This is a genomic window from Lacicoccus kunmingensis DSM 17847 (assembly GCF_059568765.1).
Genome location: NZ_JCANUC010000001.1, coordinates 363942 through 385698 on the forward strand (window position 1 = coordinate 363942; position 21757 = coordinate 385698).

The 21757-nt window shown below is 40.1% G+C and carries 22 protein-coding genes; 17 read left to right on the top strand and 5 right to left on the bottom strand.

What is annotated here, in order from left to right; all coding sequences use genetic code 11:
* Positions 1-9: 9 nt before the first annotated feature.
* Positions 10-1680: a DNA repair protein RecN gene (gene recN / locus BO48_RS01900; RefSeq protein WP_496365733.1), complete on the top strand. Its 1671-nt coding sequence runs from the start codon at positions 10-12 to the stop codon at positions 1678-1680.
* Here recN and BO48_RS01905 read toward each other — a convergent pair.
* Positions 1677-1937: a DUF2627 domain-containing protein gene (locus BO48_RS01905; RefSeq protein WP_496365734.1), complete on the bottom strand. Its 261-nt coding sequence runs from the start codon at positions 1935-1937 to the stop codon at positions 1677-1679. The two genes, recN and BO48_RS01905, sit on opposite strands and share 4 nt — an antisense overlap.
* 153 nt (positions 1938-2090) lie before the next feature.
* Between BO48_RS01905 and BO48_RS01910 the strand changes: the two genes are divergently transcribed.
* The 8 genes from BO48_RS01910 to BO48_RS01945 all read left to right on the top strand — a co-directional run bounded on the left by BO48_RS01910 (position 2091) and on the right by BO48_RS01945 (position 10410).
* Positions 2091-2981 carry a phosphate acyltransferase gene (locus BO48_RS01910; protein ID WP_496365735.1) on the top strand — a complete coding sequence of 297 codons (891 nt, stop codon included), beginning with the start codon at positions 2091-2093 and terminating at the stop codon, positions 2979-2981.
* A 27-nt stretch (positions 2982-3008) separates the two neighbouring features.
* A complete protein-coding gene (locus BO48_RS01915) occupies positions 3009-4103 on the top strand; it encodes a Leu/Phe/Val dehydrogenase (RefSeq protein WP_496365736.1) in 1095 nt (364 codons plus the stop codon).
* Between the two features lie 10 nt (positions 4104-4113).
* The gene (gene buk / locus BO48_RS01920) at positions 4114-5178 is read left to right on the top strand and encodes a butyrate kinase (protein ID WP_496365737.1); all 1065 of its coding nucleotides are present in this window, start codon (positions 4114-4116) and stop codon (positions 5176-5178) included.
* 12 nt (positions 5179-5190) lie between these two features.
* Complete coding sequence (lpdA, locus tag BO48_RS01925; RefSeq protein ID WP_496365738.1) at positions 5191-6606, top strand: dihydrolipoyl dehydrogenase; 1416 nt, start codon at positions 5191-5193, stop codon at positions 6604-6606.
* 11 nt (positions 6607-6617) lie between these two features.
* On the top strand, positions 6618-7613 hold the full coding sequence (locus BO48_RS01930) for a thiamine pyrophosphate-dependent dehydrogenase E1 component subunit alpha (protein ID WP_496365739.1): 996 nt from the start codon (positions 6618-6620) through the stop codon (positions 7611-7613).
* On the top strand, positions 7606-8589 hold the full coding sequence (locus BO48_RS01935) for an alpha-ketoacid dehydrogenase subunit beta (RefSeq protein ID WP_496365740.1): 984 nt from the start codon (positions 7606-7608) through the stop codon (positions 8587-8589). Before BO48_RS01930 ends, BO48_RS01935 begins: the two co-directional genes overlap by 8 nt.
* Positions 8590-8617: 28 nt before the next feature.
* On the top strand, positions 8618-9871 hold the full coding sequence (locus BO48_RS01940) for a dihydrolipoamide acetyltransferase family protein (RefSeq protein WP_496365833.1): 1254 nt from the start codon (positions 8618-8620) through the stop codon (positions 9869-9871).
* A 107-nt stretch (positions 9872-9978) separates the two neighbouring features.
* A complete protein-coding gene (locus tag BO48_RS01945) occupies positions 9979-10410 on the top strand; it encodes a BrxA/BrxB family bacilliredoxin (protein WP_052257037.1) in 432 nt (143 codons plus the stop codon).
* Between the two features lie 34 nt (positions 10411-10444).
* On the opposite strand, the gene prli42 is transcribed toward BO48_RS01945, so the two are convergent.
* Complete coding sequence (gene prli42, locus BO48_RS01950) at positions 10445-10546, bottom strand: stressosome-associated protein Prli42 (protein WP_496365741.1); 102 nt, start codon at positions 10544-10546, stop codon at positions 10445-10447.
* Between the two features lie 82 nt (positions 10547-10628).
* Here prli42 and BO48_RS01955 point away from each other — a divergent pair, with 82 nt between their 5' ends.
* The 4 genes from BO48_RS01955 to BO48_RS01970 all read left to right on the top strand — a co-directional run bounded on the left by BO48_RS01955 (position 10629) and on the right by BO48_RS01970 (position 15854).
* Entirely contained in the window at positions 10629-11747 is a 1119-nt protein-coding gene (locus BO48_RS01955) for a M20/M25/M40 family metallo-hydrolase (RefSeq protein ID WP_496365742.1), read from the top strand.
* 281 nt (positions 11748-12028) lie between these two features.
* On the top strand, positions 12029-12835 hold the full coding sequence (locus tag BO48_RS01960) for a hypothetical protein (RefSeq protein WP_496365743.1): 807 nt from the start codon (positions 12029-12031) through the stop codon (positions 12833-12835).
* A 20-nt stretch (positions 12836-12855) separates the two neighbouring features.
* Positions 12856-14319, top strand: coding sequence for a TcaA second domain-containing protein (locus BO48_RS01965; RefSeq protein ID WP_496365744.1), 1464 nt, complete (start codon positions 12856-12858; stop codon positions 14317-14319).
* A 47-nt stretch (positions 14320-14366) separates the two neighbouring features.
* A complete protein-coding gene (locus BO48_RS01970) occupies positions 14367-15854 on the top strand; it encodes a hypothetical protein (protein WP_496365745.1) in 1488 nt (495 codons plus the stop codon).
* A 61-nt stretch (positions 15855-15915) separates the two neighbouring features.
* On the opposite strand, the gene BO48_RS01975 is transcribed toward BO48_RS01970, so the two are convergent.
* Positions 15916-16779, bottom strand: coding sequence for a helix-turn-helix domain-containing protein (locus BO48_RS01975; RefSeq protein ID WP_496365746.1), 864 nt, complete (start codon positions 16777-16779; stop codon positions 15916-15918).
* Between the two features lie 93 nt (positions 16780-16872).
* On the opposite strand from BO48_RS01975, the gene BO48_RS01980 reads away from it, so the two are divergent.
* Positions 16873-17808, top strand: a complete 936-nt coding sequence (locus BO48_RS01980; protein WP_496365747.1) for an MBL fold metallo-hydrolase — start codon at positions 16873-16875, stop codon at positions 17806-17808.
* On the opposite strand, the gene BO48_RS01985 is transcribed toward BO48_RS01980, so the two are convergent.
* Both BO48_RS01985 and BO48_RS01990 read right to left on the bottom strand, forming a co-directional pair.
* A complete protein-coding gene (locus tag BO48_RS01985) occupies positions 17741-18694 on the bottom strand; it encodes an alpha/beta hydrolase (protein WP_496365748.1) in 954 nt (317 codons plus the stop codon). The genes BO48_RS01980 and BO48_RS01985 overlap by 68 nt on opposite strands.
* Positions 18691-19602, bottom strand: a complete 912-nt coding sequence (locus BO48_RS01990; protein WP_496365749.1) for an aldo/keto reductase — start codon at positions 19600-19602, stop codon at positions 18691-18693. Before BO48_RS01990 ends, BO48_RS01985 begins: the two co-directional genes overlap by 4 nt.
* Positions 19603-19756: 154 nt before the next feature.
* Here BO48_RS01990 and BO48_RS01995 point away from each other — a divergent pair, with 154 nt between their 5' ends.
* From BO48_RS01995 to xerD, 3 genes are all read left to right on the top strand, one after another.
* Positions 19757-20305 (top strand): NUDIX domain-containing protein, encoded by a 549-nt coding sequence (locus BO48_RS01995; protein ID WP_496365750.1) that lies wholly within the window; start codon positions 19757-19759, stop codon positions 20303-20305.
* Between the two features lie 105 nt (positions 20306-20410).
* Positions 20411-20872: a ferric iron uptake transcriptional regulator gene (fur, locus tag BO48_RS02000; protein ID WP_496365751.1), complete on the top strand. Its 462-nt coding sequence runs from the start codon at positions 20411-20413 to the stop codon at positions 20870-20872.
* Positions 20868-21752, top strand: coding sequence for a site-specific tyrosine recombinase XerD (xerD, locus tag BO48_RS02005; RefSeq protein WP_496365834.1), 885 nt, complete (start codon positions 20868-20870; stop codon positions 21750-21752). Before fur ends, xerD begins: the two co-directional genes overlap by 5 nt.
* The last annotated feature ends 5 nt before the right edge of the window (positions 21753-21757 follow it).

Genomic DNA, 21757 nt, shown 5'->3' on the forward strand with positions numbered 1-21757 from the left:
GTGTTGTAAGTGCTCTTACGTTTAAATATTAAAAACTTTGCGATACTGGAGAATATAGAACTCGATTTTCATAATGGCCTGACAGTATTATCAGGGGAATCGGGCGCGGGTAAAAGTATGATTATCGAAGCGATCAATTACTTGTATGGCAAACGAGCTTCACAGGATGATATAAGATATGATACCGAAGGTTCTTTGATAGAAGGTGTGTTTGATTTTCCGGATACACCACGTATCAGTGATTTACTGGATCAATTTAATATTGGTCAGGATGAGCTTTATATCGTTCGTCGTGAAATAATGCAGAACAAAAAAAGTATTATAAAAATCAATAATCATATGATTACTTTGACCCAGCTGCGTACTATCATGGAAGAAGTTGTGAGTATTTTTGCGCAGTCTTCACAGCAGGATGCGCTCGATAAAGGAAAGCACATACTTTATCTGGACAAATTTTTGGATATTCAGAACGAAGCTATTTTTGACAGCTATCAGAAAGACTACAGTGATTATCTGGCCATCACACAAAAGATAGAGGAACTGGAATACAGGGACCGTAACAGAATTGAGTCGCTGGAACTTTATCAACATCAATTCCAGGAAATTTCCGCACTCGAATTGAAAGAGAATGAAGAGAGTGAGCTCGAAGAAGAACTGGAATATCTGATGAATTTTGAAAAAGTATTCGATTCATTAAGGTTTATAAAGGATATCCTTTCATCAGAGAGAAGCCCGCAGGGGACATTGTATGATTTGAATCAACAGCTGGAATCCCTGTCCCAATATAATTCAGAATTTAAACAGTACGGTCCTACGATTATGGACAGTTATTTCATCATTCAGGAACTGGAGTCACATATTACATCAAGTATTGCTTCGATGGACTATGATGAGCAGAGACTGAATGATATTCAGACGAGATTGAACAGTATCAACTTTTTAAAGCGGAAGTATAATAAAACATATGAAGAGTTAATCCTATATATGGATGAGTTGGATGATAATATTCAGGAGCTTGAAAACATATCCCATTCATTTGAAAAATTGAATTCTGAAAAAGAGGCGTTGCTTGATAATATGGAACAAAATGCCAAGGCACTTCATAATTTCAGGAATGAACGAAAGCACTTTTTGGAAAGCAGAATTCAAAAAGAGCTGATGGATCTGGAAATGTCCGAGGTTGATTTTGAGATAAAAATCAAGCAGGGCAAATTTCATCAATTGGGATACAGTGACATTCAATTCATGATTTCCACCAATAGAGGTGAGCCGTTAAAAGAGATGAATAAAGTCGCTTCAGGCGGTGAAATGTCCAGAGTAATGCTCGCCATCAAATCAATATTTACGGAGTATGATCAGCAGTCACTGTTGATTCTGGACGAAATCGATACAGGTGTCAGCGGCGGGGTAGCTACGAAGATGGCAGAGAAAATGAAGATTCTTTCAAGAGGCAGGCAAGTGCTTGTTATTTCTCATCTCCCTCAGGCGGCAGCCATTTCCGACCAGCATCTGTATATTTCGAAGGATAGTGAAAAAGGCCGTACGATCACCAATACTGAGTATCTGACGGATGACGACCATGTTTATGAAATCGCAAGAATGCTGAGCGGCCAGGATGTTACAGAAGCAGCACTCCTGAATGCCCGTTCTTTAATAAAAACAAACACAACTGTTGATTAATCTTTATCAACAGTTGTGTTTTCTTTTTTCTGGAAACGTTCTGCGGCCCGTTTATTTTTTTGTTCGCGGTGTAAAATATATCCGCCGATGAACCATATACCTGCGATTGACAAAACGAGCCCGACAATGAACTGCACCGCAGTCATTGTAAATGGATCATTCAGGACCCCGAACATGCTGTCACGCATTAATTTCACGCCCACACCTGCGAGTACCGCGGGTATGACCAGTATTAACAGTGCTATTATTTTTTGCATTCCACTCACCCAATCTTAATGTCCTAGTCATTATACAATGTTCAATTAATTTGTTCAATTCAACAAAAATTCTTAATATTCCACATATCGGGTTTTTTGTGTAATTTCCGGTTTGAGTATGTATAATAAAAATAAAAGGGGGGAAGGAAGTTAATGGAATTCGATGAAATTTTCAGTCAATTTAATACTGAAATGGTTGCGCTTTCAGTTTCTCGCGCAGCATCCGAAGATGTGCTCCGTCCGGTATTTAAGCTGGTCGATTCATATGGAATTATCGCTCATCTCGTGGATGATGAAAAGACGCTCAGAGAACTGATTGAGTCGATAGATGGAAAATACTTGAATCATCCAAATATTATTATACATAATGTTGAAAATGATCAGGAAGCAGCAACATATGCAGTGAAACTGGTGGCGGATAAAACTTGTAATATATTGATGAAAGGTCTGATTTCCACTTCGGCCATTTTGAAAGAGGTGCTGAATAAAGAACACGATCTGATTGACAGCAAACTGCTCAGTCATATTGCGGTTTTTGATTTGCCGAATTACCATAAATCAATTTTACTCACAGATGCTGCGATGAACATAACACCGGGGACGGAAGAGAAGAAATTAATTATAAATAATGCAGTGGATTTTGCTCGAAAATTAAATATTCAACTGCCTAAAGTGGCTATACTTTCCGCAGTTGAAAAGATTAATCCTAAAATATCGACTACTTTAGAGGCCGAAAATATAATTAATAGTTATAATGGAGATGAAGCACTTATAGATGGGCCGCTTCAATATGACCTGGCTGTCTCTAAAACAGCAGCGGCGACAAAAGGAATCCGGTCCGAAGTCGCGGGCGATGCCGATATACTCATCGCACCTCAAATTGAAGCCGGAAACATATTGTACAAGTCTTTAGTCTATTCTGCCGGTTCGAGAGTAGCCTCCACAATTCTTGGCGCTAAAATTCCAATTGTTTTAACTTCCCGGGCCGACAGTGCGGAAGATAAATATAATTCGATATGTCTGGCGATGAAATCTATAACTTAATTATTCATATACAAGGAGAGTTTTATAATGATATTCGAAGAAATGGCACACAATGATTATGAGCAACTGGTTTTTTGTTACGATGAAGTGAGCGGCTTGAAAGCAATCATCTGTATACATGATACTACTCTTGGACCTGCACTCGGCGGTGCAAGAATGTGGAATTATGAAACTGAAGAAGAAGCCATCACAGACGTTTTAAGACTGGCAAGAGGGATGACATATAAAAATGCAGCAGCAGGACTTAATCTTGGCGGCGGTAAAACTGTCATTATCGGAGATGCCAAAAAGGATAAATCAGAAGCGTTCTTCAGAGCGCTGGGCAGATATATAAACAGTCTTGGCGGCCGTTACATCACTGCTGAAGATGTCAATACCACTGTACAGGATATGGATCTTATTTATCAGGAGACGCCATATGTCTGCGGCATCAGTGAGTCATACGGTTCCGGCGGAGACCCGAGCCCTAAAACTGCACTTGGCGTATACATGGCGATGAAACGTACTGCCAAAGAAGCGTTTGGCGACGACTCGTTAAAAGGGAAAACCATCGCAGTCCAGGGGGTCGGCAATGTTGCTTATACGATGTGCGGATACCTGCATGAAGAAGGTGCAAAACTCGTCGTCACGGATATCAACCAGGAAGCCGTCGATCGTGCTGTTGAAAGTTACGGCGCTACAGCGGTCGGACTGGATGAAATATACGGTGTAGAAGCTGATATATTTGCACCATGTGCACTCGGCGGCATTTTAAACGACGACACAATTCCTCAGATGAAAGTAAAGGCAATTTGCGGAAGTGCGAACAACCAGCTTGAGGATGATGTGAAGCACAGTGAAAAGTTGGCTGAAAAAGGCATCGTGTATGCACCGGACTATGTCGTCAACAGCGGCGGCGTCGTTAATGTTGCAGATGAACTTGAGGGGTACAATGAAGAAAGAGCGGTTCAAAAAGTCAAAGAAATATACAATCAGATGGATAAAATCTTCAGCATTGCAAAAGAGGACAACATCTCCACTGCAGAAGCTGCAGACCGTCTGGCTGAAAACCGCATCGATCAGATGATGCGCGTGAAAAGCACATTCTCACTGAATGAGAAGAATCAATTCCACAAAGGATAATAAAAAGCTTATGACTTTTAAAATATTAGTATTGAACTTAGGAAGCACATCCACAAAGGTCGCATACTTTGAGGATACGAAAGGAGTCAGCAGTGATACTTTAAGACATGCGACATCACAGGTCAGGATGCCGCTGTTGGAACAGGTGCCCTTCAGGTTGAAATCAATCCATGAATTTTTGGAGGACAATAATATCGACATTGAACAAATGGACAGCATAAGTGCCAGAGGCGGGTTGTTAAAACCGATCGATGGCGGCACTTACGGGGTGAATAAACTGATGGTGGATGAACTGACAGGCTTTACCCACGGGGAACATGCGTCCAACCTGAGTGCCATCATTGCCCATGACCTCGGCAAGGAACACGATATCGAGGCAACGATAACGGATCCCGTAGTCGTCGATGAACTGATTGACGAAGTAAGGATGACGGGTTTAAAGGGTATTAACAGAATTTCCATATTCCATGCACTGAATCAAAAGGCAGTGGCACGTAATTTTGCAAAGAAAATCGGCAGGAATTATACTGAGGTCAACGTCATTGTTGTTCATATGGGCGGCGGTATTACTGTCGGGGCCCATGAAAAGGGCAGGGTCATTGATGTGAATGACGGCCTGTATGGTGATGGACCGATGAGTCCGACAAGAAGCGGTGCACTGCCAAACCGTGCTTTTGCAAAGTATGTACTGGATAATCAGCTGACTTTGGATGACATCAGTACAATCATCAGCAAACAGGGCGGTTTCATATCGCTTAAAGGCACAGAAGATGCCCTTGAAATAGAACAGGAAGCACTGGCGGGTGATCAATATGCACTTGATATATATCACTCGCTCAGTGTACAGATTGCCAAGGAAATAGGCTCCAGAGCCGCTGTATTAAAAGGGGACGTCGATGGTATTTTATTTACTGGGGGTCTCGCCTACAGTAAATTTCTGATCGATCTGATTACACCGTATATTGAATTTATCGGTGATATTGAAATTTATCCGGGAGAAGAAGAAATGCAGGCACTGGCAGAAGGTGCTTACCGTGTACTCACCGGAGAAGAAGAACTGAAAGAATATACCTAAGGGGGACAACATATGGCAAATCAGTATGATTTAGTCGTTTTAGGCGGCGGAACAGCAGGTTATGTCGCAGCAATCAAAGCCTCTCAGCTCGGGATGAAAACAGCAGTGGTTGAAAGCGCCAAATTGGGCGGGACATGTTTACACAAAGGATGTATCCCGACAAAATCATTTTTAAAATCAGCGGAAGTCGTATCTGTCATGAAGAATGCTTCTGAGTTCGGGATCGACAGTGAAAGTCCGACTTTTCAAATGAAGAATATTGTTGACAGTAAAAATAAAGTGGTCGACCAGATGTATAAGGGCATCCATTATTTGATGAAAAAAAATAAAATAGATATCTTTGAAGGCCATGGCAGAATTTTAGGTCCTTCACTGTTTTCTCCGATGGCGGGAACGGTTGCGGTCGAAGATCCGTACGACGATGAGGCCGAGAGTGAAATACTGGTCAATCAGAATGTACTGATCAGCACCGGCTCAAAACCGCGTGAACTGCCATTCCTGCCATTTGATCATGACCTGGTCCTATCCAGTGATGATATGATGGAGCTTGAGGACATACCTGAAAGGATTGCAATTATCGGTGGCGGCGTCATCGGCCTTGAGTTTGCAAGTTTATTAAATGACCTTGGTTCAGAAGTGACGGTGCTTGAAGCGGGCGATAATTTACTGCCGGCTGAAGATAAAGATGTGAGCAGCACGCTGAAGAAATCACTGACGGACAAAGGCGTTCACTTTGAGACCGGCGTCAGCCTGGATGAAAACAATGTGAAGCTTGAGGACCGCTCAGTAAAATTCAGCTTGGATAATGAAATGACATTTGATAAAGTGCTGGTGGCGATAGGTAGAAGTCCGAATATTGATGATATCGGTATTACCAATACTAAAATCGAAATGGACAATGGCTTTATTAAAACAAATGAGTATTATCAGACCAAAGACAAAAATATATATGCTGTCGGTGATTGTATAGGCAATCTTCAGCTTGCTCATGTCGCTTCAAAAGAAGCGATTAATGCGGTGACACACATGACTGACAGTGAACCGTACCAGCTGGATTACAACCAGGTGCCGAGATGTATCTACACTTCTCCGGAAGTCGCGTCGATCGGCCGCACCGAAGCAGATTTAAAGGCACGGGATGTCTCTTACAAGTCACATAAGATCCCATTGAATGCAATAGGAAAAGCTGTGGTCGAAGGTAATAAGAATGGGTTCGGAAAAATTCTGGTTGATCCGGAAACAAAGGATATACTGGGTGTCAGCCTGGTAGGGCCAAAAGTGACTGAATTGATAAACGAAGTTGCCCTCGCGCAATTTTTAGATGCTTCAGCATTGGAACTCGGAACCAGTGTTCATGCCCATCCGTCTATTTCTGAGATTTTAATGGAACTTGGGCTGGATGCTGAAGGAATGGCTATACATGTTTAAGGAGGTAAAGCATGAGAGATCATAAAGAAGTCGGCTTAACAACGGATGATGTTAAAGAAATGTACCGTACAATGTTACTGTCGAGAAAAATGGATGAAAGAATGTGGCTGTTGAACAGGGCGGGGAAACTGCCATTTGTAATATCATGTCAAGGGCAGGAAGCGACCCAAGTCGGTGCGGCTTATGCACTCGATAAGGAAGTGGATGTACTCAGTCCTTATTACAGAGATCTGGCGCTGGTCACACATTTTGGCATGACACCACTGGAAACGATGTTATCTGCCTTTGCAAAAGAAGGTGACATCCAAAGCGGCGGCCGTCAGATGCCCGGTCATTTCAGTAAAAAAGAGAACAATATTTTGACTCAAGGTTCAACAGTGACCACTCAGGTTCTCCATGCTGTCGGGGCAGCATATAAATTTAAGATGGATAATGAAAAAAGAGTGGCGCTGACCACTTTAGGAGAAGGTTCGACGAGTCAGGGTGATTTTCATGAAGGTCTGAACTTTGCAGGCGTGCATAAACTGCCTGTCATCTGTTTAATCGAAAACAATGAATATGCAATCAGTGTACCGGCGAAACTCCAATATGCCGCTGAGAAACTTTCAGACAGGGCCATCGGCTACGGCATACACGGTGAACGGGTGGACGGCAATGATCCGTTCGCTGTTTATGAAGTGATGAAAAAAGCACGTGAAAGAGCCATCAAGGGAGAAGGGGCTTCGCTGATTGAAGCAATGTCCACAAGACTGACTGCCCATTCATCTGATGATGATGACTCTTACCGTGCAATCGAAGAACGCGAGAAAAACAAAGAAGCGGACTGTATCGTCCATTTGAAAAAATACATGGTTGAAAATGATATAGCTGAAGACTCCTGGTTTGTGGAAATAGAAGATGAGCTGAAAGTAATTATCAAAGACGCGACCAAAGAAGCGGAAGCTGCACCATATCCAAAAGCGGAAGATGCGCTTAAGAATGTGTACGAGGAGGTAAACAATGGCTAAAATATCTTATCTCCAGGCAATTCATAATGCTTTGGATTTTGAAATGGGGAAAGACGATGATGTTTTCATCCTTGGTGAAGACATCGGTAAAAAAGGCGGAGTGTTCAAAGTCACAGATGGTCTGCAGGAAAAGTACGGTGAAATGAGGTGTATGGATACACCGCTTGCGGAATCAAATATCGTGGGTACCGGTATCGGTGCTGCCATGATGGGGAAACGCCCCGTAGCTGAGATTCAGTTCGCAGAATATATCTTGCCCGCAACCAACCAGATTCTCAGTGAGGCCGCAAAGATCAGATATCGTTCCAACGGTGACTGGAATTGCCCGATGGTCATACGCGCACCATTCGGCGGCGGTATTCATGGCGCACTGTATCATTCACAGTCAATCGAATCCATATTCGCATCCACGCCGGGCTTGAAGGTGGTTATTCCGTCAACTCCGAGCGATGCGAAAGGTCTGCTGATATCTGCAATCAGAGATAATGACCCGGTACTTTATTTTGAGCATAAGAAAGCCTACCGACTACTAAAAGAAGAGGTGCCGGAAGGGGATTACACGGTGCCGATCGGAAAGGCTGATGTTAAGCGTTCCGGTGAAGATATTACTGTCATCACTTACGGTCTGTGTGTCAATTATGCACTCCAGGCCGCCGAACGGCTTTCAAAGGACGGCCATGATGTTGAAATACTGGATTTGAGAACCGTTTATCCTCTGGATAAGGAAAGTATCATCGCTTCTGCTAAAAAGACCGGAAAAGTATTGCTGGTCACTGAAGATAATCTTGAAGGAAGCATCATGAGTGAAGTATCGGCCATTATCGGTGAAAATTGTTTATATGATTTAGATGCGCCGATTATGAGACTAGCCGGTCCCGACGTACCGGCTATGCCATATGCACCGCCAATGGAAGACTTTTTCATGGTGAATCCTGAGAAAATTGAAGAAAAAATGCTGGAATTGATCGAGCACTAGAGGAGGGGAAACAGTGACAGAAATTAAAATGCCGAAACTTGGTGAAAGTGTTACTGAAGGTACGATTGAAAAATGGCTTGTGTCACCGGGAGATACGATTGAAGAGTATGATCCGATATGTGAAGTCATCACTGATAAAGTGACAGCCGAAGTACCTTCAGTATTTGACGGGACTATCGGTGAAATACTCGTACAGGAAGGTGAAACGGTAGAAGTCGGTGTGCCGATCTGTACAATAACAACAGATGGTGAGTCTGAAGAAGAAACAGATACTGATGAAGGTCCCATTGATGCGATACCGGAATCAGAGCCGGCTGAAGAAGATGCTGAAGAAAAAACATCAGTATCAAAAGTGGAAAAGCCTGAAGGTGCACGGATTTCACCTGTAGTAATGCGTCTTGCAGGTGAGCATGATATCGATTTGAATCAAGTTAAGGGCACAGGCTTTAACGGCCGTATTACCAAGAAAGATATTTTAAAAGTAATCGAAGATCCATCATTGGCTAAAGGGAAAGCTGAAAAAACGTCTGAGCCGGTGAAAAGTGAAACTTCTCCAGTGACGGAAGAAAGTACCCGTGTAACGCCGGAAGAGGAAATCCCTGTGAGTGGTGTCAGGGCTGCGATAGCTAATAAGATGGTCCAATCCTCTACGGAAATCCCTCATGCCTGGCTGATGATGGAAGTGGACGCAACGAATCTGGTGAATACGCGCAATCAGTTAAAGAATAAATTCAAGGAGACTGAAGGTTTTAATTTAACTTTCTTCAGTTTCTTTGTAAAAGCCGTTGCAGAGACACTTAAAGAATATCCGATTCTGAACAGTTCGTGGCAGGGTGATAAAATAGTTGTCAATAAGGATATTAATATATCCATTGCTGTAGCAAGTGACGATAAACTTTATGTGCCTGTCATTAAAAATGCAGATGAACTGACGATTAAAGGCATAGCCAAGCAGGTGAATGAACTCGCATCTCTTGGAAGAGAACACAAGTTGACGAGCGCTCATATGTCAGGCGGAACTTTCACCGTCAATAATACCGGCGCATTCGGTTCTGTCCAGTCGATGGGGATTATCAATCATCCTCAGGCCGCAATTTTACAAGTCGAGTCCATTGTTAAAAAACCGGTAATCATCGATGATATGATTGCAGTCCGCGACATGGTGAACTTATGTCTGTCAATCGACCACAGAATTTTGGATGGTCTTGTTGCAGGTCAATTCCTGAAGACTGTAAAAGAAAAAATAGAAAAGATTTCAGCTGAACATACTTCGGTGTATTAACCTTTACAAAGCATATTTTTAAAGATAAACTAAATTTAAAGATAATATTATAAACCTTATCCTATGGTAAGGTTTATTTTTATAAGGAGAGATTCGATATGAGCAATATGGATTTTAATTTGTATATGAACGACATTGTCACTACAGCCCGCAGTGAAATGCGCGAGTCCGGATACACAGAACTGACAACACCTGATGAAGTTGATCAGTATTTGAATAAAGAGGGTACCTCACTTGTAATGGTCAACTCTGTCTGCGGTTGTGCCGGCGGTATAGCACGTCCTGCTGCAAAACATGCATTGAATTATGACAAGTTGCCAACACAGCTGCTCACTGTATTTGCAGGACAGGATAAAGATGCTACAGAACACGTCCGGGACAAAGCACCTGATTATTTACCGTCATCACCATCATTTGCACTGTTTAAAGACGGCAAAGTTGTCGATATGATTGAAAGACACGAAATCGAAGGTCATGAGACGATGAGCGTAATTACAAATTTACAGGCATGGTTCGAAGAACATTGTGAAGAAGTATAAAAAAAGAGGTCCTATAAGGACCTCTTTAATTTAGTTAAACAGCTGTCAGCATGCTGATACCGAACAATAAGCCGGATATAACAATCAGAAATACCATAAACCAGATAATAAACAGTCTTACTTTCTTGTTTTGCATTAATATCATCCTCAAATAAATTACTATAAATAGTATATTACACTCGTATATGACAATCAATATTTATCGGAAAGGAACTGCTATGAATAACGACCGTTTAATCAATCAATTTTTCGAAATGTTAAAAGTGGATTCAGAATCAGGGAATGAAAGGAAAATCGCGGATTATTTAAAAGACTATTTCAAACGATTTGATGTCGAAGTCATAGAAGATGACACGACAGAAGAGACAGGCCACGGTGCCGGGAACCTCCTCATCAGATTAAAAGGGGAGCCGGATATCGAACCGGTTTATTTTACAGTCCATATGGACACCGTCACTCCCGGACTCGGCATCAAACCACAAATTGACGGAGAATATATCGTTTCAGATGGTACAACTATTCTGGGCAGTGACGACAAAGCAGGGATTGCTGCAATTATAGAAGCACTTCACGTCATCACTGAAAACGATATGCCGCATGGAGACATTGAAATCGTCATCACTGTCGGGGAGGAATCCGGACTTGTAGGGGCGAAAGCTTTTGATACCAGTCTCTTAAAAAGTAAATTCGGCTACGCTATAGATTCAACTGGCAAGGTCGGCACTGTTGTAACGACAGCCCCGACACAAAGTAAAGTAGAAGCGCATCTTCATGGTAAAACAGCCCATGCCGGTGTAGCGCCTGAAGAAGGTGTCAGTGCAATCAATATTGCAGCTAAAGCGGTCAGTCAGATGACACTCGGAAGAATAGATGATGAAACAACCGCTAATGTCGGACGGATCGAAGGCGGCAGCGCAACGAACATCGTTGCCGATTACGCCTATGTTCTTGCAGAAGCACGCAGCTTGAGTCCTGAAAAGATGGAGCGGCAGGCAGCACATATGAAAGAGGCGTTCCAAAACGCAGCAGAAAACCTCGGCGGAAGGGCAGAAGTCAGTATTGAGCTGATGTATGATCACCTTCATGCAGAATTGGATTCAGAAGTGGTCGCCACAGTTCAGCAGGCTATTGAAAATATTGGCCGCAAGGCTGATTTCATCTCTCTTGGGGGCGGCAGTGACGGCAATGTCTTTAACGGCAAGGGAATTCAAACGGTAGTTTTAGGACTTGGGTACGAAAACATTCATACGACTTCTGAAAGGATTCCTGTTGAGGAACTGATCAAAGCATCAGAATTAGTTGTTGAGATAATAAAAGTTCAACATCAGAAAAAATAAAATTATATAACTTATCATAAAGTCATTAAAATCAGATAATCATCCAAAACTCATTGAGCGGCAATTCATATATTTCATGAATTGTCGCTATTTTTTGTCAGAAATTATATGCTTTCTTCATGCAATGGACATCATTAAATGTTTAAGATGCAACCTCCATATATAATTAACAGATAATTTATATCTTATTAATATAAAGACAAACATTAGTTTTATTTACATATTGTCCTGTAAATATTTTACTGGTATACTTTATCATGACTTTAATAAAGAGGAATATTATGATATGCCCTAATTGCAGTGCCGAAGTGTTTGAAGAGGATAAGTTTTGCGGTGAATGCGGTCAAGATCTTTCAAAGATGGAACCCCTCGAAGGTAATCCTGACCCTACTGTTAATAACAATAACCAGGATAGAAATTTAAAAGAATCAGAAAAAATTAATAATTATAATGCCTCGACAGGTCAGGGCAGTGAAAGAGCGAAAACATATTTTTCTGAAGTATTTTCATTTTACAAAGATGCAGTGCTGTCGCCAGGAAGATCAATCGGCCGTGGATATGATATTTCAATTGTTGCAGGTACAGTCGGCTTACTGATGTTGATTGGTTCTATAATTGCTTTTATACAGATGAGATCTGCGCTTGGTGATGTTGTCGTTCCTATTTCATCACTTTTTGAATATATTTTCATAATGCTGATAGTGTTCGGCATTTTCTTCGGAATTACATATTTGCTTATTCTTATTGTTATTAGAGAGAGTAAGCATTGGAAAGAGATCTTCAGTGACTTTTCTATACCCGCGGTCATTGTATTTTCATTATTTGTATTCGCTTCTTTACTGAACTTGATTACACTTTATGAAATTGGATTTTTAGTGAGTTTGATTGCGTTTCTTTTATTTATCACTACACCAGTTTATATACTGCTCAGATATGCTGAAAACAATAATGTGAAATTTGACAGTTTCTATGCTTTGATTGTCTATTATGTACTGGCTGCCATCGTTTTTTATATTACGGGCAGGTTGGTAATCGGTATTTTCATAGAAAACTTTATTTACGAATTAAACAACATGATGATGTTTTAAGTAGAAAAGAGGAAAATTAAATGAAATTCTGTAAAAATTGTGGTGAAGAAATACGCCCTGATGCAAAAGTATGTACGCACTGTGGCCACAAAGTGGAAACAGCTGCAGAAAAAGTTGAACCTGCAAAGCAGCCTGAACCGAGGGAACCGATGGACCCGGCGAAGAAAAAACTGCTAATCATTTTTGCAGCGGGCCTCGCTATGGTCGCAATTATCATAGTAATCGTATACAACCTGATAGCAGGCGCTCTGTCGCCGGATAATAAACTGGATACTATTGCTGAAGCCGTAACCGAGGAAGATGCTGAAGCATTGAAGAAAGCTGTGGACAATGACATTACACTTGAAGAAGCTCAAGCTTATATCACTTATGTTGACGAAGTATCCGGATTTTCGAAATACAAATCATGGGTGGGGGATGTGAAAACAGCCCTGGGTGATGGTGCTCCGGGATCTGACATATTTGATGGTATTTATACATTATTATCCGTTAACAAAGATGGTTCTCAATATTTGCTTTTCGATGATTACAGTTTCACGATTCCAAGGACCAATATATATATGTCAGAATCATATGATATGGATGAATTCAATTACACAATGGATGAAACAGAACACAAGTGGACATCAGGCAGTGATAAATTTGCTGAACTGATACCGGGTAAATATCAATTTAACGGTAGTGCGATTATTGATGAGAAAGAGTTCCCTTCCTCTATAAATATAGATTTTCAGAATAGCGAGTCGGCAGTTTTAGACCCGGGCTATTATTATCTGACAATCAGTGAATCCGTGACTTCCATGTACTATGAAGATGTTTCCGAGGATAGTCTTACTGTGACTGTCGGCGGAGAAGAAGTTGAAGTTAACACAAATGATTACTCTGACAGAGTCGGTCCTTATCAGTTTGAAGAAGAACTTGATGTGAGTGCGACAGTGGAGCACGCAGGCGAAACGTTTGAAAGTAAAAATGAGCCGCTTAATTTGAGTTATGATGAAGTCGGCATGGATTATTCAACAGAAAATGCTGCTCCTGTCCACTTCGTGGAGCTCGAGTTTGATACGGATGCGATTTATGATGCCGGTGAAGCTGAACGTAATGCTGCACAGCTGGAAGAAGAGCGTGAAGCATTCGAAAATGATATGGAAGATAATGTTGAATCATTTTTGAGTAACTATCTTTATGCTCTTGAAACGATGTATATGTTTGAAGATATTGATTATATTGAAGATTATGTCAGTGATGAAACAGAAGCATATGCAGCACTTGAGTCCAACATTGATGCGGGTACATTCGAAGGCATGTTTATTACAGACGTTAAATACTCAGATTTTTCACGTGACGGCAGTACAATAACGGTTAATGTGGAAAGCGAGAGAGATTATGATCTGCTCGATGAACCTGCAGAAATAGTTACACAATATACGCTTGAATATGATTCCGAGGAACTGGATTTTGAGATCACAGGTTTCCAGGATATTTAATGACTTGCACCGGAGTATACTCCGGTGCTATTTTATAGGAGGGAAATATGAAATATCTATTGATGCTTGCCGTAATGCTGATGTTATCACGGTGTGGCACTGATGATGAAAACAAAGAAGTCGTTGTTGTCGGTAGTGACAGCCGATCGGAAACTGAACAGAATGAGCCGGGAGAAACTGAAGTTGAGAGTGTTGATGAGAATTTAGAGAATGTTGCTGTTGAAGACGAGTCAGACGTTCAGGATGAGGAATCTTCAGAGGAAGACGCTGATGATAAAAAGGATGAAGTTACCGGACCAGAAGAGGATGAATCTTTGATCAGTAATCTGGAGCCGAATAAAATTGCTCAGATGGTCAATGAAGAAAACTTCGAAATAGCTTCAGAGGAAGACAGAGATTATTTTGAGCGGATTACAGACATTGACGGGGATGGCAATGATGAAACTGTTCAAATATTGAACAACACTCGTGTTGATGAAGATGAAGTTCAGCTCGGTCATTATATACTTGCGATCTTCGACAGTAACTCAGAAGCAGTTTATGCAGAATATACATATAATTTTTACGGTGGAGCAGCACCGAGGATTTTGGATGTCATAGATCTGGACGGCGACCGCGTCAGTGAAATCATAATGGAAAATTTGATGTCATCCACAGCCACGGCATCTACCGGACTGCAGTCACCTTCACGTTTTATATATAAATACGATGAAGCAATCAACCAGTTCAATACGGTGTCGACTCTGGGAAGGTTTCTTCAGAATGAGGCAACGGATACTTATGGGATTAACATCAACGACTTCATAACGGGCCTGGATTATAATTATTCATATGCTTCTGCCGTAGAGATGGAGGAAAGTGAAGGACATTTAACAGATTTGGTCGGCTTTGGAATTATGGATAAAGAGACGGGTGGATTTGCAGACGGTTTTGTCGAGAATACTCACGGTAATCACCGTTATCAGTTTCCATCATACTTAATGCAGCTAAATGGGATGTCCAATATAGGTGTCGTCTACAATGATCCGGTATTCCCTGCGCGCTGGCTGACATTGAATGCAACAACGCTGTATGAATATAATTCCGATTTTAACTGGTTGGAAATAGTTGGTATAGACGGTGAATTCGAGGTGGAAGCGACAGTAGAAAAAGAGCGGGAACCCTTTACCGTTTCCGACTTCAGCAGCAGATTCGATACTTACGATGTTTCAAAAAGCGATTACATGGGTGAGTGGACCATGGTTATAGACGGAAGGATACAGGCGTTCAATTATATGACAATCGATATCGGTGATGAACAGATAACCGAAACGCATGTTGAAAGCGGTGATGTTGCCGGTCATAACAGTGAGGTTGTCGTAGATACTATGGAGCTGGTCAATGATACGAATCAGTTGAAAGTTTCCGGAGAAGTTAAAGATAATGATGCGACAGAAGTGAATAACTCATATCACAATACGTTTACAATCATTTATATTGAAGGTACCGGACATATGATGGATAAGTATGGTAATTTATATTTACAATTGGATTGATAAAATAAAATCCCCCATAATCAATGCTGGAATAAAGCATTGATTATGGGGGTTCAATTATTTATTCGAGAGACTGCCACACTTGTATTTTGGATTCGGAGTAATCCACGTTAAAGGGACTTTTAATCACTTCTATTGAGAAGTTGCAATTCAAGTCCCTATTCATTTTAAACCGCCATCTTCTGAAGATGTACTGATACATATCTTCAATTAATACACCGGCTCTGCCCATACCTTCAAAAATTGTAAAATCACTGGATTCGGTATAAGTTTCATTGAACGGTGTTGCATCTAATGAACTGACGCCGATCATCAGCTCCATCTCATCCCTGACGACCCTTTCGTGTAAAATAATGCCTTTTACATGACCGGTGTTGTAATTCAGCAATTCATCTATCACGCCGTCTTTTTCAAGTTCTTTTAAAACTGCGAGTTTTTTCTCCCTGCTGTAATCATTGATAGAGAAATATTGTGTGATACCTACAATTCTGAAACTGTCCATGTATATAGTTCTTGTTGGATATTTTGGTGAATCGACGGGCACAATTTCAAAAGTGATTCTTTCTAATAAATCTAACTGTCTGATGTGCCTTTCTGTTTCATAGGGTGAGATTCCCATTGTCTGCCTGTATAAATCTTTAAATTCATCTACATTTCTATATCCATAATATTTGGCAATATCTATCAGTCTGCGGTGACCTTCGTATAGCTCATAAGCGATTTCAGTCATTCTTCTTTTTTGCTGATACTCATAAGGAGTCATACCGACTAAAGAAGTGAAAATGGTTATAAAGGATTTTGGTTCTACACCGAGATCATAAAGTGCTTCATTATAGTCTATTTGCTCTCTTAAGTGATCTTCTATATAAATTATAAATTTTTCAATGAAATTAACAGTTTCCATACTGCCTGATGCCACCTTCATAATTCTTATTCTCTTATAATTATTATTTCACTGTCACCTTAAAAACACAATAATTATGATATAATTGAGCAATCAATATAAAAAGGTGATTTTATGCAGTTTACAGTCCTTGGGTCAGGTGCAGGCTTACCTTCAAAAAAGAGCAATACACAAAGTTATATATTGGATGTCATTGATGAAATCAACCAGTATATACTGATAGATGCCGGCGAAGCACTTCAGCACCGAATTTTACATACTAATATAAAACCATCAAAAGTTAAAAATATTTTTATCACTCATTTACACGGTGATCATATTTATGGTCTGCCGGGATTTTTATCTTCCAGAGCACATCAGGGCGGCGAAAATCTCCCGCTTACAATATATGGACCAAAAGGATTGAAAGAATGGCTGACTGTTACATTTGAAATCAGCAGCTCCAGATTGAACTATCCACTCAATATCATTGAAGTAGAGCATAATTCTCAAATAAATATTGAAGGCTTTAATATCAGCGCATATTTATTGGACCATACGATTGACAGTTACCTGTATATTTTCAAGGAAGATAATAAAAAAGGCGCTTTAAATACGAGTAAACTTAAAGAGATCGGCATTCAGCCCGGACCGATCTATGCAGACATTAAAAATTCTTCCGTCTTTGAATATGAAGGAATATCTTATAGTACGGAGGATTTCATTGGTCCGGAAATAAAAGGTCGAAAAATATCAGTACATGGTGATACATGTGTTGTTACAAACAAAGAATATTTCACTCTGATCGATAACAGTGATCTGATTGTCCATGAAGCGACATATCTGGATAATGAGAATGAAAAAGCACACCAGTATTTCCATTCGGAAATATCAGATGTGCTGAATAATTTTAGCGATATCAGTTACAACCATCTGTTGCTTTCTCATTTAAGCAACCGGTATGAAGATGACTTTCTTGCGGGGATTGAGAAAAAGCTGCCTTCTAATGTTTATCTTGCTCATGATTTTTTTCAACTTCCCATCCCACATAGTTCTCGAGGAAGTAAGTAACTTTTTCTGTATAAGTTTTTTGATTGCGGTTGAAACTTTCAACGTGACCGCCGCGTGTAGGGTACCAAGCGAACTTGGGCCCCTCTTTTTTATTATAAAGCTCTATAGTCTGCTGATAAGGTATGAACCTGTCATTTTTAGAATGGATAAACAATATCGGCTGTTTAATTTTATCAATTACTCTTATCGGCGACACTTTATATAAAGAAAATTTACTTCTGAATCTGAAAAACAGATTGGTCACAAGCAATACTAATGGTGATGCAATTCTGGAGTACTGCCCGAAAATGAATGTCAGCTGGTCTGCAAACTTAGAAAACGATGCATCTGAAATGTAGAATTTTGCCTTGTTGGAAAGCTCTCCGGCATAAAGCAGCACAGTCGCTGCCCCCATGGACTCCCCGTGAATACCGAACTCGATATCTGCGCCGTAATGTTCGTGGAGGTAATCGACAACCGTTTCCAGATCGTACTTCTCGTAAAATCCGTACGTAGAGTGGATGCCGCCAGTGTTGCCATGTCTTCTGGCATCATAGATGACACAGTTATAACCCATCTCTACAAACATATTTAAATATTTTATGGAGCTGACTTTATTTTCTGTAACGCCGTGACAAAGCACCACCCACTTATTTGTATCATTTGGATAGACGAATATCGCATTGATACTGTAATTAAATCTTGAAGGGATGAGTTTGTCATCCTGCGGCAATTCTTTAAATTCATCCAGATTAATTCTTTTTGCTCTCGTTTCTCTGCGTTTTATGACTTCCACATCTCTCAGTTTAAAAAACAATGTCTGAGTTGAAGCATAATAACCAAGTGAGACTACAATAGTGATAATTGACAGGAGACCTGTCCAAATCCATATACCTATATTTTTCATATTCTATGTTCCTCATATCTTAACATTTTTAATTTTTGAAAGATGTCGGTGAAGTCTGCACTGTTCATTTCCAGTGCCTTATTGTAACTGGCCACATTATCCTCAAGCTGCTGTAAAGTGCTGACGCCGCTCACAATGATGTCAGCACTATCAAGGATGTAACGGTAGGACAGGGCACTCAGATCACCCGAGACTTCCATGAATTCATTTAATATTACATATAACTCTTCGGATGAATAACCAAACATACCATCAGGAAATTTCTGTTGCAACACTTTCGCAAATTTCTGGGTGAATAACCCTTTCATCAAAGGGCCTCTCGCCATTAACACGACATCTTGAAGTGAGTCCATCAGTTCAAGCGGTCTGTTATCTATCGGATTAAACTGCATCATCAACGTATCAATATTACTGTTTTTAATAAAATAATCAATGACATTCGGCCGTATGGAGGAGAGGCCGTAACTTTTGATGATTCCTTCTGCTTTCAAATCTTCGAATGCAGATATCGTCTCATCTTTAGGATCCTCAATTGTTCCACCATGCAGCTGATAAAGGTCTATACTATCCACATCCAGTCTGTGAAGAGAATTTTTAACCTGTTCTTTAATATATTTTGCTGTTGGATTCCAGCCGGTTTTCTGCTGCAGCTGTTTATCGAATTCGTTGCCGACTTTGGTACCTATCGTAAAATTGTTGCGGCTGCGGTACCTGCTTAGAATCTTTCCGACGACTTCCTCATTTTTGCCAAATTGGTATAAATCAGCAGTATCAAAATAATTAATATTTTGAGACAGAGCATATTCTATAATTTCCTCTGTTTTTAATTCATCTTTCAGGGGCAGATTCATACATCCCAGGGCGACTTGAGAAAACTCTAGATTATTATTGGATTGAATAGTTTTCATCTTAAAAAACTCCTTCATTTGATTCAATATAATAATTATATCAATAGTTCAATAAAAAATTGAATAGTTTCACCATCTTTTTATTTTAACTGTCTTTTTAAAGCGATATATTTAATGGTATAGTTAAGAAAATAAACAGTCTAGGAGCATACATATGACTAATGATGAAGCATTTGATCACTTGAGAGAGAAAGTGACCAACTCAACAGAAATATTTAATGGTAAAATAATAAAAGTGACACATGATGATGTATTACTTCCAAATGGGCACACTTCTAAAAGAGAGGTTGTCCATCATAACGGGGCAGTAGCAATTATTGCTATGCATGAAGGACATTTATATTTCGTCAGACAATATAGAACACCGACGGAAGAAGTGATTTTAGAAATCCCGGCGGGTAAGGTTGAAGAGAATGAGGCACCTGATGAAACTGCGAAGAAAGAATTGAAAGAAGAAATTGGCGCTGTCAGCACCGATATCAGGAAGCTTTATGAATTCTATACCGCTCCAGGATTTGCCAGTGAATTGATTCATCTGTACATTGCCGAAGATATTAAATTTGAAGATCAGGCGCTTGAAAATGATGAGTTTTTGGACATTGTCAAAATCCCTGTCAGTTCATTAAAGGAAAATCTGGAAAAAGGGCATTTTCGTGATGCTAAAACCATAATTGCTGTACAATATATATTATTAAATTTATAATTCTCAATTAGAATAGCATTTATTTATAATTATTATTAATAACTTTTAATCCATATAAAAGTTTTGTATAATATGTATTGATAAAAGATTAAAGTAGGTGGCGTCGTGGAAAAAAGAATACAGCATATAAAAGAAGCCCTTCATGATGCGCGATATAAATTGACACCACAGCGTGAAGTGACACTGCGGGTATTACTGGAAAATGAAAGTGATCATTTGAGCGCAGAAGATGTTTTCATGAAAGTTAAAGATAAATACCCTGAAATTGGGCTCGCTACTGTATATCGTACATTAGAACTGCTTAATGAATTGAAAATATTAGATAAGATAAATTTTGGAGATGGTGTTTCAAGATATGACCTCCGTAAAGAGGGTGCCGAACACTTTCATCATCATCTCGTCTGTATCAACTGTGGTTCTGTTGAAGAAATTGAAGAAGATCTGCTTGGTGATGTGGAGAAAAAGGTTGAAAATGATTTCCAGTTTAAAATCACCGATCATCGTTTGACGTTCCATGGCATATGCAGGACGTGCACATCAAATTCGGAGATTAAGGAAAATGATTGATGTATATGTAGACGAATATATCACCTTCCTGAAAATTGAAAAAGGCCTGAGCACAGCCTCACTCAGTTCATACAGACAGGATTTGAAACACTATTCAACTTATCTGGCAGACAATGAGATACGTTCTATTGATAAAGTAGACACTGAAGTTTTGATTCAGTTCATTAAATACCTTACAGAAAAAGGGCTTAGTCCAAAAACCATCTCAAGAACACAATCCACGTTAAGAAATTTTCATCAGTTTTTACTCAATCAGAATATAATAGAAGTGAACCCTGCGGTAAAGTTGACAGCTGTCAGGGGGGGAAAGAAGCTTCCTGAGTATTTGACGATTGAGGAAATGGAAATTTTACTCAATACACCGGACAATTCACCGGCCGGAATGAGAGACAGCACTCTTATGGAAGTATTGTATGCTTCCGGAATTCGTGTGAGTGAATTAATCAACATTAAAAAGGCAGATGTGAACACTGAAATGGGTTTTATCCGGGTAAGCGGTAAGGGCAGCAAGGAAAGAATTGTTCCGATCACTGATTTCGTTGCAAAAAAGCTGGACCATTATATTGTTGAAGTCAGGCCTCAACTGCTTAAATCGGATGACAACGAAGATCTCTTCATTACTAACAGAGGGCGGGGCTTTACACGTCAGGGTCTATGGAAAACAATAAAGAAATATGAACTGTTGAGCGGCATCAGGAAAAATATTACACCGCATACTTTCAGACATTCTTTCGCCACGCATCTGATTGAAAACGGTGCAGACTTAAGGGCGGTCCAGGAAATGCTGGGTCACTCGGATATCAGCACAACTCAAATATACACACAAATATCAACCACTAAAATTCGTGAAATGTATAAACAATTTCACCCAAGAAAGTAGGATTA

Coding starts and splice junctions, on each gene's coding strand:
- BO48_RS01980 (WP_496365747.1), top strand. CDS start 16,873: ATGCAGTTTACAGTCCTTGGGTCAGGTGCAGGCTTACCTTCAAAAAAG.
- BO48_RS01955 (WP_496365742.1), top strand. CDS start 10,629: ATGAATAACGACCGTTTAATCAATCAATTTTTCGAAATGTTAAAAGTG.
- BO48_RS01945 (WP_052257037.1), top strand. CDS start 9,979: ATGGATTTTAATTTGTATATGAACGACATTGTCACTACAGCCCGCAGT.
- buk (WP_496365737.1), top strand. CDS start 4,114: ATGACTTTTAAAATATTAGTATTGAACTTAGGAAGCACATCCACAAAG.
- BO48_RS01975 (WP_496365746.1), bottom strand. CDS start 16,779: ATGAAGGTGGCATCAGGCAGTATGGAAACTGTTAATTTCATTGAAAAA.
- BO48_RS01990 (WP_496365749.1), bottom strand. CDS start 19,602: ATGAAAACTATTCAATCCAATAATAATCTAGAGTTTTCTCAAGTCGCC.
- BO48_RS01930 (WP_496365739.1), top strand. CDS start 6,618: ATGAGAGATCATAAAGAAGTCGGCTTAACAACGGATGATGTTAAAGAA.
- BO48_RS01915 (WP_496365736.1), top strand. CDS start 3,009: ATGATATTCGAAGAAATGGCACACAATGATTATGAGCAACTGGTTTTT.
- lpdA (WP_496365738.1), top strand. CDS start 5,191: ATGGCAAATCAGTATGATTTAGTCGTTTTAGGCGGCGGAACAGCAGGT.
- BO48_RS01940 (WP_496365833.1), top strand. CDS start 8,618: ATGCCGAAACTTGGTGAAAGTGTTACTGAAGGTACGATTGAAAAATGG.
- prli42 (WP_496365741.1), bottom strand. CDS start 10,546: ATGCAAAACAAGAAAGTAAGACTGTTTATTATCTGGTTTATGGTATTT.
- BO48_RS01910 (WP_496365735.1), top strand. CDS start 2,091: ATGGAATTCGATGAAATTTTCAGTCAATTTAATACTGAAATGGTTGCG.
- BO48_RS01995 (WP_496365750.1), top strand. CDS start 19,757: ATGACTAATGATGAAGCATTTGATCACTTGAGAGAGAAAGTGACCAAC.
- BO48_RS01965 (WP_496365744.1), top strand. CDS start 12,856: ATGAAATTCTGTAAAAATTGTGGTGAAGAAATACGCCCTGATGCAAAA.
- BO48_RS01905 (WP_496365734.1), bottom strand. CDS start 1,937: ATGCAAAAAATAATAGCACTGTTAATACTGGTCATACCCGCGGTACTC.
- BO48_RS01985 (WP_496365748.1), bottom strand. CDS start 18,694: ATGAAAAATATAGGTATATGGATTTGGACAGGTCTCCTGTCAATTATC.
- BO48_RS01970 (WP_496365745.1), top strand. CDS start 14,367: ATGAAATATCTATTGATGCTTGCCGTAATGCTGATGTTATCACGGTGT.
- BO48_RS01935 (WP_496365740.1), top strand. CDS start 7,606: ATGGCTAAAATATCTTATCTCCAGGCAATTCATAATGCTTTGGATTTT.
- BO48_RS01960 (WP_496365743.1), top strand. CDS start 12,029: ATGATATGCCCTAATTGCAGTGCCGAAGTGTTTGAAGAGGATAAGTTT.